Here is a 14856-nt window from a genome sequence, read left to right on the forward strand (position 1 = left end):
CTTATCGAGTACAACCGGCATCCGGGACGCACACTGGGCCGAGGTCGCGCCACGCCGTCACCTCAGCGTGAATCGTCCGCTGTCCGCGTCGACGTACCGATGCGTGTCGAACCAGCGCTCGCCGACCTCGTCGCCCCGCCAGCCCGGCCGCACCCGCCCGAGCACGTCAGTGGGTCGCCAGCCCAGGTGGCCGGCGGCCTCGTCGGCCGATCCGGTGCGACGAACGAGTTCGCACTGGTTCCCGAAGCCGGACCGGACGTCGAAGTACCGGATCGCGGCGGTCTCCCTCGCCGCGCTGACCCGCCTCACGTCCTCGCGGCCGACCGGCAGGGAGTGCTCGTCCCGCGGCTCCTTGCCCGGCAGCCACTCGTCCTCGCGCAGGAACGTCTGCCACCCGCCGTCACCGTCAGCGGGGCACCGGATCAACGAATGCGCGCGGTCGAGGTCCACCACGTGGCCGAGTTCCTCGAACAGCGCGAAGTAGTGGTGGCCGTCCACCGGTTCGGCTCGCCGCCGGGCCGCCAGGAGGACGAGGACCGCCTCCTGTTCGTCCCGCTCGCCCGGATCCACCGGCGAGGCCGGCCGGGCATCGGCCCGTCGCCGGAGAAGCTCCACCTCGGCCGCGCTCGCCTCGCGGTAGTCCTCGTAGGAGTTGCGGTCCTCGGTGGCCGACAGGGCCCGGCTCCGCCGCCACACGCCGTGGCCTTCGTACTCCTGCTCGTCGGACACGGTGACAGAGCGGAAAAGTCCCCTGGCCTTGTCGATGTCGTGCATGTCGCTCTGGGCCTCGAACAACGCGTAGTAGCGGTACTCGGCCAGATACGGCTGGAACACGCGATCACCCCCAGATGATCGCCCCACTTTATCGGGCACGACCGGCATCCGGGACGCACACTGGGCCCTCCGGCCTGGAGGCACCCGATGAAGCAGCTGCCCCAGGTCACCCGCAAAGCCGTCGACCTGCTTCTGGACGTGCGGCAGCGGTTCGCGATCCCCGTCGTCATCAGCGGCTGCGTCGGGCCGCGCGGGGACGCCTACCGGCCCGAGTCGATCATGAGCAGGGACGAGGCGCGCGGCTACCACTCAGCCCAGATCCGGGTGCTCGCCGACACCCCGGCGGACCTGGTCACCGCCATGACGCTGACGAACGTCCCCGAGGCCACCGGCATCGTCGACGCCGCAAGGGAAGCGGGCGTACCGGTCGTCATCTCGTTCACGGTCGAGACGGACGGCAGGCTGCCGAGCGGGGACTCGCTGGGCGACGCGATCGAGGCCGTCGAACGCGACACGGACGGTTACGCGGCCTACTACATGGTCAACTGCGCGCACCCGGCCCACATCGCGCCGGCGCTCGACCCCGAGGCCACCTGGGCGCCGCGGTTGAGAGGCGTCCGGGCCAACGCGTCGAAGCTGAGCCACGCCGAGCTCGACGAGGCCGAGGTGCTGGACAGAGGCGATCCCGAGGAGCTCGCGGACGACTACCGGCGGCTCAGAGAACGCTTCCCGCAGCTCACGGTCCTCGGTGGGTGCTGCGGCACCGACCACCGGCACGTCGACGCGATCAGCCGCGCGTTCAGTGGTTGAGGTCGGTTCGCAACGCCGACGCCCCGCGCAGGTAGACGTGCTTCACCGACGACCGCGGCAGGTCCGTCTCGACGTGCGCCAGCAACCGGATGACGCGCGGCATCGCCCCCGGCACCGCGATCTCGGTCGCGGACAGCAGCGGCACGTCCGAGAGCCCTGCCTGGCGCGCGGCGTAGGCGGGGAACTCGGACACCAGGTCCGGTGTCGCGGTGAGCACCACGCTGATCAGGTCGTCGGCCGTCAAAGCGTTGCACGACAACACCTCCCGCACCAGCTCGGCCGTGGCCTCCAGCAGCAGGTCGCGCGAGTCCGCGTCGATCTGCGTGGCTCCCCTGATCGCTCGCACCGCCATGCGATCGACCCTAGCAGTGGTCCGAAGTGGACTTCAGCGGTCGACGACGATGTTGGGGAACTTCGCGCTCAGCCCGAGCAGGTTCACGACGTAGGCGCCCCAGCCGCCGCCCAGCAGCACCAGGCGCCGCTCCCCCAGCGCCGTCGCCGTCTCGATCAGCACGTGCAGGCCGCTCGAACCGATGAACGTCAGTCCGGTGAAGTCCACCACCACGTCGCCGTCGCCGGACGCGCGGGCGAGCGCGAGCTCCGCGCGCAGCAGGTCGCTGGTGTTCAGGTCGACCTCGCCGGTGAGCGTCACCAACGCGCCTTGGCGACGTACGTCCAACAGGCCTGACTGGGGTTCCATCTTGAGTGCCTCGGGTGTCGGGATGCAGCAGGTCGCGCACCGCTGCGGGTGCACCGGTTTCGCCAGGTGGGCGTCGGCGACGTGAGTGGCCGGCTCGATCGCCGGAACGACCACGACCGGGCACGCCGAACGTTCGCGCCGCCGCCGCGAACCTCGTCCCTTCACCATGAGACGTCAGCAAGTCGGCGATCGCCAGTGCCGGTCGACTCTGAAGAGACTCCTCCGCGGCCGCGATCACGTCGCCGGCGTGCGCACGCCCCAGCATCGCCGGCGCGGCACCCGGTCTCCCGTCTCGGCGCAGCACCACGCCTGGTTCGCGGCGGGTCCACCGTGGTGCAGGTGGACCCGCCCCCTCCGGTCACGGATGTTCGCCACCAGATCCTCGTCCTGGGCGAAATTCAGGACGAGGAGGAAGTCGCGGCGCACGGCGGCACTGGCCGAGTGCGCGAAAGCCTTGTCACACCGCGACAACAGCGGGTCGGCGGCAACTAGGGTGACGCGTCGTCGTGCATGCGACAATTTTCAACGCGTGCCCGACAGTCGACCAGGGCCGAACGAACTCGCCGGGCAGGGCCCTACGGTGCCAGGTCGGCCAGCAGAAGTCCGCTCCGCGGCTTGGGCGTGAAGTAGGTGCTCTTGCGCGGCATCTTGGTGCCCGCCAGCACTTCCCGCAGCGGGACGGGCGCGATCAGCAACACCGCCTCGGCTTCCACGGACGGGTCGACGACCGCCCGCACGCACGGGCTCTCCGGGTCGAGCCCGAGCGCCTGGTCCAGCAGCAACGACTCCACCACGGCGTGGTCGACCCCCTGCCCCGCTGGCAGTTCGACCCGCAGCACCTCGTCGGGGCACCGCACCACGACCACGCCCGGTTCCGGATCCACGACGTACGGCAACGACGACACCGTCAGCCCGGCCCGTTCCCACGCCGCCACCAGATCGGACGCGCCCAGCCCGCTGCCGACGATCGCGCGGTGGATCGGACCGACCCGCAGCCCCGGTCCGGACGTGACGAGCGCCAGCAACCCGGCGAGCCCCGCCTCCCGTGCCGCCGCGACCCGGTGGTTGCCGTCCGCGACGAGCAACGGGTGCGCCCCCGCCGCCTCGATGAACGCGTCCTGCTCCGCACCCGGCCCGACCAGCCACACCCAGTGCCGCCGCCCGCCCGAGTCCACGAGCGACACGGCGGGCTCCCCGGTCATGCCGAGCACGAGGTCCGTCAGCCCGTCGTGCGGGGTGATCGGAACGAGCATGGCCGCGCTCGTCGCGATGCCCAGCGACGCCAGCACCTGCCCGCGTTCGGCGACGACGTCCGGATAGACGTCCTCGGTGTGCTCGATGCCGTCCGGGTCCACCAGGCACAGCAACCCGCACGCCGTCCCGTCCGGACCGTCCACCCGGTACGGCGCTACGACGTCGGTGACCTCGACGTACGCCCTGCGGATCAACGCGGCCAGTTCGGCGCGTGCGGCGGGCAGCGCGTCGAGCAGCCCGGTGCCCGCGGCCAGCGCGGCAGGCGTGCGGTGGGGGTGCTGGACGGCCAGCAGCGTGCCGTGCGGGGCTCTCGCGAGCGCGCCGATCACCTGGCCGGGTTCGGCGAACTCGTCGACGTCCGGGCCGGGCACGCGTTCGCGCACCACCCAGCCGCGCCGCACCGGACGGACTCGCAGCGCCGTCGTATCTTCTTGGAACATCCACGTATCATGATCTGTGTGAACGTAGAGATCACGCCCCTGCCGGGCATCGGGACGCGTCAGGACTTCACCATCCGCGCCGGGCGCCGGGTCGGCGTGATCACGTATCGGGACGGCCGGTTCGAGCTGATCCTGTCCAAGGCGTCGGATCCCGACTCCTGCGCCGCCTCGATACCCCTCTCACCGGAGGAGGCGGGCACGCTCGCGGGCCTGCTCGGCGCGCCGCAGCTCGTCGCCCACCTGCGCGAGGAGACCCGGGACATCGCGGGCATCACGACGCGTCAGCTCCCGGTGACGGCGTTCGTGAACCACACCCTCGGCGAGACCGCCCTGCGCACGCGGACCGGTGCGTCCATCGTGGCAGTCGTGCGCGCCGGCAACGCTCACCCGTCGCCCGGCCCCGACTTCATCTTCGAGAACGGTGACCTCGCGGTCGTCGTCGGTACCGCGGAGGGCCTCGACGCCGCCGCTGAGATCTTCCACGGCGGTTAAGCACAGTGCATGAGACAACCATTGCCATGATCCAGCTCGGCGCGGTGTTCTTCGGCCTCGGTCTGCTGGGTCGTGTGGCTCGACGTGCCGGAATCTCCCCGATCCCGCTGTACCTGATCGGCGGGCTCGCGTTCGGCAAGGGTGGTTTGATCCCCTTGCACGGCATCGAGGAGTTCACCCACCTCGCCAGCGAGATCGGCGTCGTGCTGCTCCTGCTGCTGCTCGGCCTCGAGTACTCGGCCTCGGAACTCACCACCGGGCTGAAGAAGTCCTGGATGGCGGGCGTGCTCGACCTGGTGCTCAACGCGGCGCCGGGCGCGATCGCCGCCTACCTGCTCGGCTGGGGCACCGTCGGCGCGCTCGCGATGGCGGGCGTCACGTACATCTCGTCGTCGGGCATCGTCGCGAAGGTCCTCGGTGACCTGGGCCGGCTGGGCAACCGCGAGACGCCGGTCGTGCTGTCCGTGCTCGTGTTCGAGGACCTGGCGATGGCCGTGTACCTGCCGGTGCTCACAGCCGTGCTGGCCGGTGTGAGCTTCCTCGGCGGACTGACCTCGGTCGGCATCTCGTTGCTCGCGATCACCGTGGTCCTGGTGGTGGCGTTGAAGTACGGCCGGTTCATCTCGGCCATTGTGGACAGTCCCGACCACGAGGTGTTCCTCCTCAAGCTGCTCGGCTCGGCCTTGCTCGTCGCGGGCGTCGCCTCGCAGTTGCAGGTCTCGGCGGCGGTCGGCGCGTTCCTGCTCGGCATCGCGATCTCCGGGTCGACGGCCGAGAACGCGACGCGTCTGCTCGAACCGCTCCGCGACCTCTTCGCCGCGATGTTCTTCGTGGTGTTCGGGCTGAACACCGACCCGGCCTCGATCCCGCCCGTGCTCGGGATCGCGGTGGCGCTGGCCGCCGTCACGACCGCCACGAAGGTCTTCACGGGCTGGTGGGCGGCGCGTCGTCAGGGCATCGGGAAGATGGGCCGCATGCGTGCGGGGGTCGCTTTGGTGGCGCGCGGCGAGTTCTCCATCGTCATCGCCGGCCTGGCCGTGGCGTCCGGTCAGGTGCACAACGACCTGGCGGCGCTCGCGACCGCGTACGTGCTGCTCATGGCGATCCTCGGGCCCATCGCGGCCAAGTACGTTGAGCCAATCGGTGAATTCTTTCAGCGCAGAAGGCAAATGGCCTGAAACAACAGCCCCGATGTGACGACTCTCTAGTGAGGGCTAGACGGAGAGTAGGGGCGAAGCGTCATGACCGAACCCGCGGAAGTGGAGACCACAGGCCGATTCCTGGTGCTGCTGCAGGAGGACGCCGTCGAAGAGGGGCTGGCCGAACTCGGTGCGATCGCCGGGTTCGACCCGAACACCGGTGAGATCGGCTCGGACACGCTGCAGGTGTTCCCGGAGCTCGGCGTCGCCGTGGTGTCCGGCGACCCGAACCTGCTGGGCGAGCTGAACGGCGCGGCCGACCGGCCCGGCCCGGTCCAGATCGTCGAGCCGGAACGCGTCGTGCACGTGTTCCAGGACGACGACGCCGCACCGGCCGCGGAGTCCGAGGTGCAGGCCGTGGACGAGTCCGTGCTGACCTGGGGGCTGCAGGCGGTCGGCGCGGACGTCAGCACGGCCACCGGCAAGGGCGTCAAGATCGCGGTCCTGGACACCGGCTGGGAGAAGAACCACCCGGACTTCACGGCCCGCGCGATCACCACGAAGTCGTTCATCACCGGCGAGGACGTGCAGGACGGCCACGGCCACGGCACGCACTGCATCGGCACGTCCGCGGGCCCGCGCAAGCCCGCCACCCTGCCCGGCTACGGCGTCGCGCACGAGGCCGAGATCTTCGCGGGCAAGGTCCTGTCGAACGCGGGCTCCGGCTCCGACGGCGGCATCCTCGGCGGCATCGACTGGGCGGTCTCGAACGGCTGCGCGATCATCTCGATGTCCCTGGGCGCCGACGTCCCGGTGAACACGCCGTACTCGCAGATCTACGAGACCGTCGCCCAGCGAGCCCTGGCCAAGGGCACGCTGATCATCGCCGCGGCGGGCAACGCGTCCTCCCGCCCGGCCCGCGTCGCGCCGGTCGGCCACCCGGCCCGCTGCCCCAGCATCATCGCGGTGGCGGCGATCGACGTGAACCGCGCGATCGCGTCGTTCTCCTCGGGCTCGGCGGACAAGATCGGCCAGATCGACGTGTGCGCACCGGGCGTGGACGTCTACTCGTCGTTCAAGCTCCCGCAGAAGTACTCCCGCCTGCGCGGCACGTCGATGGCGACGCCGCACGTGGCAGGCGTGGCGGTGCTGATCGCGGAGAAGACCGGCGCACGAGGCTACGAACTGTGGGCCCGCCTGGTCGGCACGGCGCTGCGCCTCCCCCTGCCGTCCACCGACATCGGCTCCGGACTCGTCCAGGCGCCATGACCGCTTCGGTGGACCAGGTGATGGTCTCCGTGAAGGACGGCAGCCTCCCGCGGGTCCTCGACGACCTGCGGGAGGCGGGCCTGGTGGTCGACACGGTCCTGGAAGCCCTGGGCGTGGTCACCGGCACCGCCGAGGTCAGGGCCATCCCGGCCCTGCAGGCCGTACCCGGCGTCATCGACGTCGAACGGCAGTGGCGCGTGCAGCTCCCGCCGTACTGACTAGGCTCTCTGCTGACCCCACACGCGGCTGATCGAACACGTGTTCTATGCTGTGCGCGGGGTCACGTCGCTGCGCAGAGAGGAACCTGATCGTGTCGGACACGCTCACCGAGGTGCAGGCAGTCGAGGAGACCGTCGTGGAGACGGCAACCCCCGAGGCCGAGGCCCCGAAGCCCGTCGAGGCTCCCAAGCCCGCCGAGGCTCCGAAGGCAGAGGCCCCCAAGGCTGAGAAGCCGAAGGCCGGCCGCCCGAAGAGCACGGCGAAGAAGACTCGCACCGTCGAGCTCACGCTCACCGTCACCGGCACCGCCGAGGGCGAGTGGCAGGCAGACCTGGTCCACGGCACGCAGCGCGTCGTGTCGGGCCTGGTCATCCCGGCCATCGCCGTCGCCAAGGCGGCCAAGGAGCTGCACGAGGACATCGCCACGGGCATCGAGTCGGTGCTCGAGGCGGCGCGCGACCAGCACCGCACCCGCATGGAGGAGCTGGAGGCCGAGCTGGCCAGGGTGAAGGCCCAGCTGGCGGAGCTTTCCGAGTAAGTCCGGAGCTCAGCACGCCAAAGGGCGGCCCGCACAACGCGGGCCGTCCTTTCGCATGCGCAGGGCCGGAGGCGGAGGGATGCGCGGCAAGGGATCACCGCAGGCTCACGCAAGGGTCCCCTTGAGACTTGGCTCCCCCGCGACCCAACGTACAAGGCGGCACCGACAAGATCGGAAAGCCAGATCGAGCGCGATGCCGGAGGCGAGCCGTCCTTCGGTCCGCGATGCCGAAGGCGAGCCGTCCTTAGCAAGCGCACTGGGCGGTGGGGTCCCATCACGAGTCGCGCCATAGCACTTGCTGCACCTGAGGGGTGAGGTCAAGTCGACACGCTTTTCGTCGACTTGACCTCACCCCTCAGGTGTGGCCCGCTCTTGGCTCGGCTCGTGATGGGACCCCACCGCCAACGCACACAACTACGCAACCGGCAGCCGCTCAAAGCAACAGGCGTGCCATCTACCCGCAGACAGCGCTGGCCCCCTGATCAGATTGCCGGGGGTCTGGGGGCAGAGCCCCCAGGGAAAGCACGCAACCGCAACAGGCCGCCCGCAACAGCACCCCTCGCACTATCGCGACGGGTCCAAAACCAGCTTCCCAGCAGTCCGACGAGCCCTCAAATCCTCGTGAGCCTGCCGAACCTCCCCCAACCCGTACTCCCCACCAGGAACAGCCTTCAACTTCCCATCCACAACAAGCTGAAACAGCTCAGCCATAGCCCGATGCGCCAACGTCCCATGCTCGGCGTCGCGCACCTTCAGGGCGTGGGGCAACCACATACCCGCAACGGCCGTGGAGTGCACCAACAACGCCCCAAGGTCGACCGGCTTCGGCCTCTCCCGCGAGGCCATCCCATAAAACGCAAGCCGCCCAAACGGAGCCAACGCAACCAACGACTGGTCAGTGGTAGCACCTCCAGTCATGTCCAACACGACGTCAACCCGCCGCCCACCATTGGCTTCCTTCAACGCGGCAGTCATGTCCTCTGAACGGGAGTCGATCGCGACATCAGCCCCAAGATCAAGCGCCAGCTTCCGCTTCTCCTCAGAAGAAGCGGTGGCGATGACCCGCCCCGCACCCCACAACTTGGCCAACTGCACCGCGATAGTCCCCACCCCACCAGCAGCGGCGTGCACGACAACCGACTCACCGGCCTCCATGTGAGTCGACTTCCGCAGCAGCAACCAGGCAGTAGCCCCCTGCACGATCAACGACAACGCCGTCAGATCGTCCACACCATCGGGAACGTCGAAGGTGGTGAGCGCAGGCGCCACAGCCTTCTCCGCGTACCCACCGGAGTTCTTGGTCAGCGCCACAACCCGGCGACCATCAGCAGTAACCCCGACGACCTCACCACCAGGCACCAGTGGCAGCGTCATCTGAGCTAGGTACGAGTTCTCCGCCTGATGCGTGTCGGCGTAGTTCAACCCAGCCCGCGAAACGGAGATCAGCACCTCCCCCTCCCCAGCAACGGGATCGGGCAGCTCCACCTGCTGCAACACCTCGGGCCCACCGAACTCGGTGATCTGGATGGCACGCACGGTCAGTTCTCCTCAAGCGCGATGGAAACGGGGTCCAGGGAGGCAGCACCGATGCGCGAGCCGTCGGCGTTGCGGGGCCCGGGCGGGTTGCGGAACCCGAACGGCTCCGACGGACGGCCGGCCTGCACGAACCAGGCCTCGCCCGTGCCCGAACCCTCCACAATGGACATGAAGCCGTCCACGACGGCGGACACCGGGATGATCGGCATGCCGATCTCCTCCAGCGTCGACCGCAGCGGCACGATGATGTTGGTGTCGGCGAAACCAGGACACAACGCGTTCACGCGCACGTCCGGATACGCGCCACCGAGCGAACGCACGAGACCGACGACAGCGGCCTTGTTGGCTCCATAGACAGGATCGCCAGGCATGGCCATAAGACCGGCCATCGAGGCGGTGGCGATGATCTGGCCGCCGCGCTTGCGCACCTCGGGCAACGCGTAGTGGGCACCGTAAACAACCCCGTCGAGGTTGATGGCCATCGCACGGCGGTACGTCTCGACGTCGAAGTCGTCGCCCAGCGAGCACCCGGTGCCGATGCCGGCGTTCAAGAACGCGATGTCGAGCCCACCGAACTCCCGGACGGCGACGGCCACGGCCTCGGCCGAGTCCTGAGCCTGAGTCACGTCGCACCGCACGAACACGCCGCCGATCTCATCGGCTACGGCTTTGCCCTGGTCGGCGTCCACATCAGCGACCACGACGTGCACGCCGAGCGATGCCAGACGCCGGGCGGACGCGGCGCCGATGCCGTTGGATCCGCCGGTGATGAGCGCGACCTTGCCGGTGAAGTCCACGGGCACCTGCCTCCTCGAATTGCCACATTCCGACCAGTCGGTATGGTCGTCCGCACAGACCTGGACGTCAAGCGGACTGATAGGTACGTTACTAAGCGCTTGCTTAGCTCACCACACCGAAAACCGAAGGAGGACCCGTGGCCGACAGGGTTGCGATCGTCACCGGCGCGGCTCGTGGCATCGGTGCCGCGGTCGCGCAGCGCCTCGCCGCGGACGGCCTGGCCGTCGCGTTGCTCGACCTCGACGAGCAGGGCGTGCTCGACGGCGCCGACAAGATCGTCGCGAGCGGTGGGCGCGCCATCGGCCTCAAGGTCGACGTGGCGGACGAGGAGCAGGTCAACGCCGCGGTCACGAAGGTCGCCGAGGAGCTCGGCGCGCCGACCGTGCTGATCAACAACGCGGGCGTGCTGCGCGACAACCTGCTGTTCAAGATGACCTCCGCGGACTGGGACACGGTCATGAACGTCCACCTGCGCGGTGCGTTCCTGATGAGTAAGGCCGTGCAGGCGTTCCAGACGAAGGAAGGCTTCGGCCGCATCGTCAACCTGTCCAGCACGAGTGCTCTCGGCAACCGCGGCCAGGCGAACTACTCCGCCGCCAAGGCCGGTCTGCAGGGCTTCACGAAGACCCTCGCGATCGAGCTCGGCAAGTTCGGCGTCACGGTCAACGCGATCGCGCCCGGTTTCATCGCCACCGAGATGACCAAGGCGACGGCCGAGCGCATGAAGATCTCGTTCGACGACTTCCTCACCGGTGCGGCGCAGGCGATCCCGGTCGCGCGCGTCGGTCAGCCCGAGGACATCGCGCACACCGCGTCGTTCCTCGTCAGCGAGGGTGCCGGGTTCGTGTCCGGCCAGGTCATCTACGTCGCCGGCGGACCGAAGGACTGAGGACCATGCGCGCTTTCGAGACCATCAACGAGCTGGTCGCCGCCAAGGGCGAGCACCTCGGGTTCGGCGAGTGGCACGAGGTCACGCAGGAGCAGGTCAACCTGTTCGCCGACGCGACGCTGGACCACCAGTGGATCCACATCGACGTCGAGAAGGCCGCCAAGGGCCCCTTCGGCGGACCCGTAGCGCACGGCTACCTGACGTTGTCGCTAGTGCCGTACCTGGTGCGGGACGTCTACACCGTGAAGAACATCAAGATGGGCGTGAACTACGGCAGCAACAAGGTCCGCTTCCCGCAGCCGGTGCTGGTCGGCGCCAGGGTGCGCGGCGGGGTCGAGCTGCTGGACGTCACGGACATCGCGCTGGGCAAGCAGCTCGTGACCAAGGTCGTCATCGAGATCGAGGGCAGCGACAAGCCCGCGTGCGTCGCCGAGATCGTCAGCGTGATCGTGCCCTGATCAGGGCTGGAGGCTGCGGATCAGCAGGTCCGCGTAGTGCTCCGCCAGCCGTCCGGGCGGCATGTCGCCGTCCGGGCGGTACCAGGTGCCGAGCTGGTGCAGCGAGCCGAAGAAGTAGTACGTGGCCACGTCGGCGGGCACGTCGGCGCGGAACGTGCCGTCCTGCTGGCCCTCCTCGACCAGCCCGCGGAACTTCTCGTGGTAACGCCGCCGCTCCGCCCGCACCTCCTTCTGCTTCTCGGCCGAGAGGTGGTTCATCGAGCGGAAGAACACCTTGGCGGCGTCGAAGTCGTCGACGCTGGTGACGATGACGTCGATCGCGGCCTCGCGCAGCCGTTCGGTGACGGGCCCGGTGCTCGACGCGATCTTCTCCAGGTGTTCGGTCTGCAAGCGCAGCAACCGCCCGTAGATCTCGTGCAGCAGGTCGTCCTTCGACCCGAAGTAGTGGTACATAGCGCCTTTGGTGACACCGGCGTGCTCCACGATCTCCTGCACGGCGACGCGTTCGTACCCCTTGTCCGCGAACAGGCGGGTGGCGGCGTCGATCAGTCTTTCAGGCACGGTCACGTTCGGAGCGTACCTCCCGACCAAGGAGAATCCAGGCAATGATCAGCAGCTGGACCGTGGTCGCCGACCGCGGCGACCTCACCGAAACCGAAGTGCTGCACGACGAACGCCCAGAGCTCGCCGAACTGTCGGACTGCGAGGTGCTGCTCCGCGTCAGCCGGGTGGGCCTCACCGCCAACAACGTCACGTACGGCGTGATCGGCGACCTCATCGGCTACTGGCGCTTCTTCCCCGCCGGCAGCGACGGCCAGGGCGTGGTCCCGGTCTGGGGCTTCGCCGACGTCGTCGACTCCACATTGGACGCACTGCCCACCGGCACCCGCGTCTACGGCTACCTGCCGATGGCGAGCCACCTCGTCGTGCGCGCCCGCCTGACCTCGTCCGGTTTCGTGGACACCGCCGACCACCGCGCGGACCTGCCGGCCGTCTACAACAGCTACCTCGTCACCTCGCAGGACCCCGCGTACGACGAGTCGCTAGAAAACCTGCAGGTCCTGTACCGGCCGCTGTTCCTGACGTCGTTCCTGCTGGCCGACCGGCTCGTGGACAACGACTTCCACGGCGCCCGCACGGTCGTGATCTCGTCGGCGTCCAGCAAGACGGCGTTCGGCACCGCCCAGTGCCTGCGTGACCGTGGAGTCCGGCTGGTGGGGCTCACCTCGCCCCGCAACGTGGAATTCACCGAGAGCCTCGGCCTCTACGACACCGTGCTCCCCTACGGCGCTTCGGTGGACGTCGAACCTTCGGTGTACCTGGACTTCAACGGGTCGGACGACGTCCGGTCGGCGCTGCACGACCTGCTGGGCACCTCGCTGGTGAAGGACATCTCGATCGGGCTGACCCACCAGACGGCGTCGCAGGACCCGCGTTCGGAGTTCTTCTTCGCGCCGGAGCAGTTGCGCAAGCGCACCGCCGACTGGGGCTCCGACGGGCTGGCTCAGCGGTTCGGGGAGGCCTGGCGGGGCTTCACGGCGCAGGCGGGTAGCTGGGTGGGCGTGGTCGAGCACAGCGGGCCGGAGGAGTTGGTCGAGGTGTGGCGGGCGGTGGTGGCGGGCAAGACGAACCCGAACACGGCCGATGTGATCACTTTCTGAGCTGGTCTGCGGCCTTGACCAGTGCAAGGAACGCACCCCAGGCGGGCGCCACGACGGTGGCGTCCGCCTGACCCTTGGAGTCACGGATGCGAGCAGCGGAGCCGTCCAGGGCGATCTCCACGCAGTCGGAACCCTGCGCGCCATTGCTGCGGCTGCTCTTGCGCCACATGTCAATTCCTACCTCTCGGCAGCCAACCTCCCGACCCACTCGGCGGACTCGTCTGGAGTCAGCGCCAGCTTCGAGAGGTGCTTGAAGACCAGTTTACTGGCCTTCACCTGCGCAACATTCTCAACGTGCGCGGCTCCAGCGGGATGCTCCACGTAGAGCACTGTCATATCACCGGGGTAAGCGAAGTCCAGCAGGAGGAACGATCCGTTGTACCCGTCGTTCAGACCTGCGACGCTCGGCAGTACCTGCACCGACACATTGAGCCGCGCACCCACGTCATTGATGTGCAGCAACTGCTCACGATCTGCCTGAGCGAAGGCCGGTTCGGCGATGATCGCGTGATAGCTCAGCTCTCCGGCGAGCCGTTCCTGCCGTCGAATGCGAACCGCGACCTCGTTCTCGATCCACTTCCGTGATCGCTGAACCTGCCAGCCCTGGAACACCGCCCGCATGTAGCTCTCGGTCTGCAGCAGACCGGGGATGTAACCCAGGGAAAACGCGCTTACCCGAATGGCGTCGTGCTCCAGGCTGATGTAGCCGAGGTCCTCGATGCCGTACGGATGCCACCAGCCCTTCTCGCTGGCCCGTTCCCACATCTCGATGTACGGCGCCTCTTCCGCCACCAGCACCCCGTAGAGGTCGAGCATCGCGCGCATGCCGTGGTACTCCGGCAACTGGCCGTTCTCGATGCGGCTCAGCTTCTGGTAGTTGTACCGGAGGCGGTACGCCGCCTCGCGCTGGCTCAGCCCGCTCCGTTCGCGCAGCCTCTTCAACGCGTCACCGAGGCGAACCTGCCGGAACGTGGGGTCGGACATACCCCAAACGTTACGGACGAGATCTGACATTCGTGAATCACGCCGGCGAGTTCCGTTGAGGACCGTCCACCTCATGGAGTACGTCCACAGCATCCAGTACCACCGGCGCGGCCAGAACGGCCGGCTCACCCTCGCCTACGTCGAGGCCGTGACAGATCATGGTTGGTACATAAGGAATGAAGCCGACTGGAAGTCCCGCTACACGGTCGCCTGCGCGACCGAGTACCTCACGCGAATGTCAGCGGATGCGGGCACGTTCGCCATCACGGTGTGGAGGGACGCCACCCGTGTCTGCACGGTCGGCATCGACTGGAATCCTCCGAACAGGTGATCTCACCGCCGGAGCAGACCGGCCAGCAGCCCCGCGATGTTGAACGCGTCGTCGTGGCCGCGGTGGTGCGTGCCGTCGATCTTCTTCCCGGCGAGCCGCACCGCCTCGGCCATGCCGACCTCCCGCGGCAACGCGTGCACCAGCGCGAACAACGTCTTGACGTTCAGGTGCCGCGGTCCGAACGGGTACCGGACACCGAAGTCCGCGCACTGCCGTTCGAACATCTTCCGGTCGTAGTCGCCGTACGAGGCCCAGACCCGGCGGTCCGACCGGTACTCCTTGCGCAGCAAGGCGCAGGCCTCGGCGAACGAGACACCGTCGGCGACCTGCGACGTGGTCAGCGTCGTCAACTGCGTGCAAAACGGACTGACCGACGACCGCGAGGGCCGCACCAGCACCGAACGCCGCTCACCCCGTACCCCAGACGCCACCGAGAGCGGGCAGATCCCGATCTCGATGATCTCCGAGGTCTCACCGGGCGGCGGCGCGCCCTCCCAGCACGTCGACTCCACGTCGACGACCAGCACTTCATCCAACGCGATCACGCGCTGATCGTCCCCCACG

General features: G+C 68.5%; 20 protein-coding genes. 10 read left to right on the forward strand and 10 right to left on the reverse strand.

Going from position 1 to position 14856, the window contains the following annotated elements; translation table 11 throughout:
* Nucleotides 1-57: 57 nt before the first annotated feature.
* Entirely contained in the window at nucleotides 58-834 is a 777-nt protein-coding gene (locus IEY88_RS24525; RefSeq protein ID WP_189157139.1) for a hypothetical protein, read from the reverse strand.
* 87 nt (nucleotides 835-921) lie between these two features.
* On the opposite strand from IEY88_RS24525, the gene IEY88_RS24530 reads away from it, so the two are divergent.
* A complete protein-coding gene (locus IEY88_RS24530; RefSeq protein WP_189157140.1) occupies nucleotides 922-1584 on the forward strand; it encodes a homocysteine S-methyltransferase family protein in 663 nt (220 codons plus the stop codon).
* Here the strand turns inward: IEY88_RS24530 and aroH are convergent.
* The 3 genes from aroH to IEY88_RS24545 all read right to left on the reverse strand — a co-directional run bounded on the left by aroH (nucleotide 1574) and on the right by IEY88_RS24545 (nucleotide 3978).
* Nucleotides 1574-1936 (reverse strand): chorismate mutase, encoded by a 363-nt coding sequence (gene aroH, locus IEY88_RS24535; protein WP_189157141.1) that lies wholly within the window; start codon nucleotides 1934-1936, stop codon nucleotides 1574-1576. The genes IEY88_RS24530 and aroH overlap by 11 nt on opposite strands.
* A gap of 33 nt (nucleotides 1937-1969) precedes the next feature.
* Nucleotides 1970-2452, reverse strand: a complete 483-nt coding sequence (locus IEY88_RS24540) for an STAS domain-containing protein (protein ID WP_189157142.1) — start codon at nucleotides 2450-2452, stop codon at nucleotides 1970-1972.
* Nucleotides 2453-2859: 407 nt separating this feature from the next.
* The gene (locus IEY88_RS24545; protein WP_189157143.1) at nucleotides 2860-3978 is read right to left on the reverse strand and encodes a DUF1015 family protein; all 1119 of its coding nucleotides are present in this window, start codon (nucleotides 3976-3978) and stop codon (nucleotides 2860-2862) included.
* A gap of 18 nt (nucleotides 3979-3996) precedes the next feature.
* On the opposite strand from IEY88_RS24545, the gene IEY88_RS24550 reads away from it, so the two are divergent.
* The 5 genes from IEY88_RS24550 to IEY88_RS24570 all read left to right on the forward strand — a co-directional run bounded on the left by IEY88_RS24550 (nucleotide 3997) and on the right by IEY88_RS24570 (nucleotide 7635).
* Nucleotides 3997-4470, forward strand: coding sequence for a cation:proton antiporter regulatory subunit (locus IEY88_RS24550; RefSeq protein ID WP_189157144.1), 474 nt, complete (start codon nucleotides 3997-3999; stop codon nucleotides 4468-4470).
* Nucleotides 4471-4496: 26 nt separating this feature from the next.
* Nucleotides 4497-5648 carry a cation:proton antiporter gene (locus IEY88_RS24555; RefSeq protein ID WP_373294172.1) on the forward strand — a complete coding sequence of 384 codons (1152 nt, stop codon included), beginning with the start codon at nucleotides 4497-4499 and terminating at the stop codon, nucleotides 5646-5648.
* Nucleotides 5649-5711: 63 nt separating this feature from the next.
* A complete protein-coding gene (locus IEY88_RS24560) occupies nucleotides 5712-6878 on the forward strand; it encodes a S8 family peptidase (protein WP_189157146.1) in 1167 nt (388 codons plus the stop codon).
* Nucleotides 6875-7096: a hypothetical protein gene (locus IEY88_RS24565; RefSeq protein WP_229693705.1), complete on the forward strand. Its 222-nt coding sequence runs from the start codon at nucleotides 6875-6877 to the stop codon at nucleotides 7094-7096. Before IEY88_RS24560 ends, IEY88_RS24565 begins: the two co-directional genes overlap by 4 nt.
* Before the next feature lie 92 nt (nucleotides 7097-7188).
* Entirely contained in the window at nucleotides 7189-7635 is a 447-nt protein-coding gene (locus IEY88_RS24570) for a DUF6319 family protein (RefSeq protein ID WP_229693706.1), read from the forward strand.
* Nucleotides 7636-8199: 564 nt separating this feature from the next.
* On the opposite strand, the gene IEY88_RS24575 is transcribed toward IEY88_RS24570, so the two are convergent.
* Nucleotides 8200-9171 carry a quinone oxidoreductase family protein gene (locus tag IEY88_RS24575; RefSeq protein WP_189157148.1) on the reverse strand — a complete coding sequence of 324 codons (972 nt, stop codon included), beginning with the start codon at nucleotides 9169-9171 and terminating at the stop codon, nucleotides 8200-8202.
* 2 nt (nucleotides 9172-9173) lie between these two features.
* Nucleotides 9174-9974 (reverse strand): SDR family NAD(P)-dependent oxidoreductase, encoded by an 801-nt coding sequence (locus tag IEY88_RS24580; RefSeq protein WP_189157149.1) that lies wholly within the window; start codon nucleotides 9972-9974, stop codon nucleotides 9174-9176.
* Nucleotides 9975-10105: 131 nt separating this feature from the next.
* Between IEY88_RS24580 and IEY88_RS24585 the strand changes: the two genes are divergently transcribed.
* Together IEY88_RS24585 and IEY88_RS24590 are read left to right on the forward strand one after the other, a co-directional pair.
* The gene (locus IEY88_RS24585) at nucleotides 10106-10858 is read left to right on the forward strand and encodes an SDR family oxidoreductase (protein WP_189157150.1); all 753 of its coding nucleotides are present in this window, start codon (nucleotides 10106-10108) and stop codon (nucleotides 10856-10858) included.
* Between the two features lie 5 nt (nucleotides 10859-10863).
* Entirely contained in the window at nucleotides 10864-11316 is a 453-nt protein-coding gene (locus tag IEY88_RS24590) for a MaoC family dehydratase (protein ID WP_189157151.1), read from the forward strand.
* Here the strand turns inward: IEY88_RS24590 and IEY88_RS24595 are convergent, their stop codons facing one another.
* Nucleotides 11317-11883 (reverse strand): TetR/AcrR family transcriptional regulator, encoded by a 567-nt coding sequence (locus tag IEY88_RS24595; protein WP_229693707.1) that lies wholly within the window; start codon nucleotides 11881-11883, stop codon nucleotides 11317-11319. It abuts the gene before it with no gap.
* A 38-nt stretch (nucleotides 11884-11921) separates the two neighbouring features.
* Here IEY88_RS24595 and IEY88_RS24600 point away from each other — a divergent pair, with 38 nt between their 5' ends.
* Nucleotides 11922-12977, forward strand: coding sequence for a DUF2855 family protein (locus IEY88_RS24600; RefSeq protein WP_189157153.1), 1056 nt, complete (start codon nucleotides 11922-11924; stop codon nucleotides 12975-12977).
* On the opposite strand, the gene IEY88_RS24605 is transcribed toward IEY88_RS24600, so the two are convergent.
* Together IEY88_RS24605 and IEY88_RS24610 are read right to left on the reverse strand one after the other, a co-directional pair.
* Nucleotides 12967-13146 (reverse strand): DUF397 domain-containing protein, encoded by a 180-nt coding sequence (locus IEY88_RS24605; protein ID WP_189157154.1) that lies wholly within the window; start codon nucleotides 13144-13146, stop codon nucleotides 12967-12969. The two genes, IEY88_RS24600 and IEY88_RS24605, sit on opposite strands and share 11 nt — an antisense overlap.
* A gap of 8 nt (nucleotides 13147-13154) precedes the next feature.
* Nucleotides 13155-13961: a helix-turn-helix domain-containing protein gene (locus IEY88_RS24610; RefSeq protein ID WP_189157155.1), complete on the reverse strand. Its 807-nt coding sequence runs from the start codon at nucleotides 13959-13961 to the stop codon at nucleotides 13155-13157.
* A gap of 73 nt (nucleotides 13962-14034) precedes the next feature.
* Here IEY88_RS24610 and IEY88_RS24615 point away from each other — a divergent pair, with 73 nt between their 5' ends.
* Complete coding sequence (locus tag IEY88_RS24615; RefSeq protein ID WP_189157156.1) at nucleotides 14035-14292, forward strand: hypothetical protein; 258 nt, start codon at nucleotides 14035-14037, stop codon at nucleotides 14290-14292.
* 2 nt (nucleotides 14293-14294) lie between these two features.
* Here IEY88_RS24615 and IEY88_RS24620 read toward each other — a convergent pair whose 3' ends face one another.
* A complete protein-coding gene (locus tag IEY88_RS24620) occupies nucleotides 14295-14837 on the reverse strand; it encodes a 3'-5' exonuclease (protein ID WP_189157157.1) in 543 nt (180 codons plus the stop codon).
* Nucleotides 14838-14856 lie beyond the last annotated feature (19 nt).

This window comes from Lentzea pudingi (assembly GCF_014646255.1).
In the GTDB taxonomy this organism is placed as follows: Bacteria; Actinomycetota; Actinomycetes; order Mycobacteriales; family Pseudonocardiaceae; genus Lentzea; species Lentzea pudingi.

Coding starts and splice junctions, on each gene's coding strand:
- IEY88_RS24530 (WP_189157140.1), top strand. CDS start 922: ATGAAGCAGCTGCCCCAGGTCACCCGCAAAGCCGTCGACCTGCTTCTG.
- aroH (WP_189157141.1), bottom strand. CDS start 1,936: ATGGCGGTGCGAGCGATCAGGGGAGCCACGCAGATCGACGCGGACTCG.
- IEY88_RS24540 (WP_189157142.1), bottom strand. CDS start 2,452: ATGGTGAAGGGACGAGGTTCGCGGCGGCGGCGCGAACGTTCGGCGTGC.
- IEY88_RS24545 (WP_189157143.1), bottom strand. CDS start 3,978: ATGTTCCAAGAAGATACGACGGCGCTGCGAGTCCGTCCGGTGCGGCGC.
- IEY88_RS24555 (WP_373294172.1), top strand. CDS start 4,497: ATGATCCAGCTCGGCGCGGTGTTCTTCGGCCTCGGTCTGCTGGGTCGT.
- IEY88_RS24560 (WP_189157146.1), top strand. CDS start 5,712: ATGACCGAACCCGCGGAAGTGGAGACCACAGGCCGATTCCTGGTGCTG.
- IEY88_RS24565 (WP_229693705.1), top strand. CDS start 6,875: ATGACCGCTTCGGTGGACCAGGTGATGGTCTCCGTGAAGGACGGCAGC.
- IEY88_RS24590 (WP_189157151.1), top strand. CDS start 10,864: ATGCGCGCTTTCGAGACCATCAACGAGCTGGTCGCCGCCAAGGGCGAG.
- IEY88_RS24600 (WP_189157153.1), top strand. CDS start 11,922: ATGATCAGCAGCTGGACCGTGGTCGCCGACCGCGGCGACCTCACCGAA.
- IEY88_RS24605 (WP_189157154.1), bottom strand. CDS start 13,146: ATGTGGCGCAAGAGCAGCCGCAGCAATGGCGCGCAGGGTTCCGACTGC.
- IEY88_RS24610 (WP_189157155.1), bottom strand. CDS start 13,961: ATGTCCGACCCCACGTTCCGGCAGGTTCGCCTCGGTGACGCGTTGAAG.
- IEY88_RS24615 (WP_189157156.1), top strand. CDS start 14,035: ATGGAGTACGTCCACAGCATCCAGTACCACCGGCGCGGCCAGAACGGC.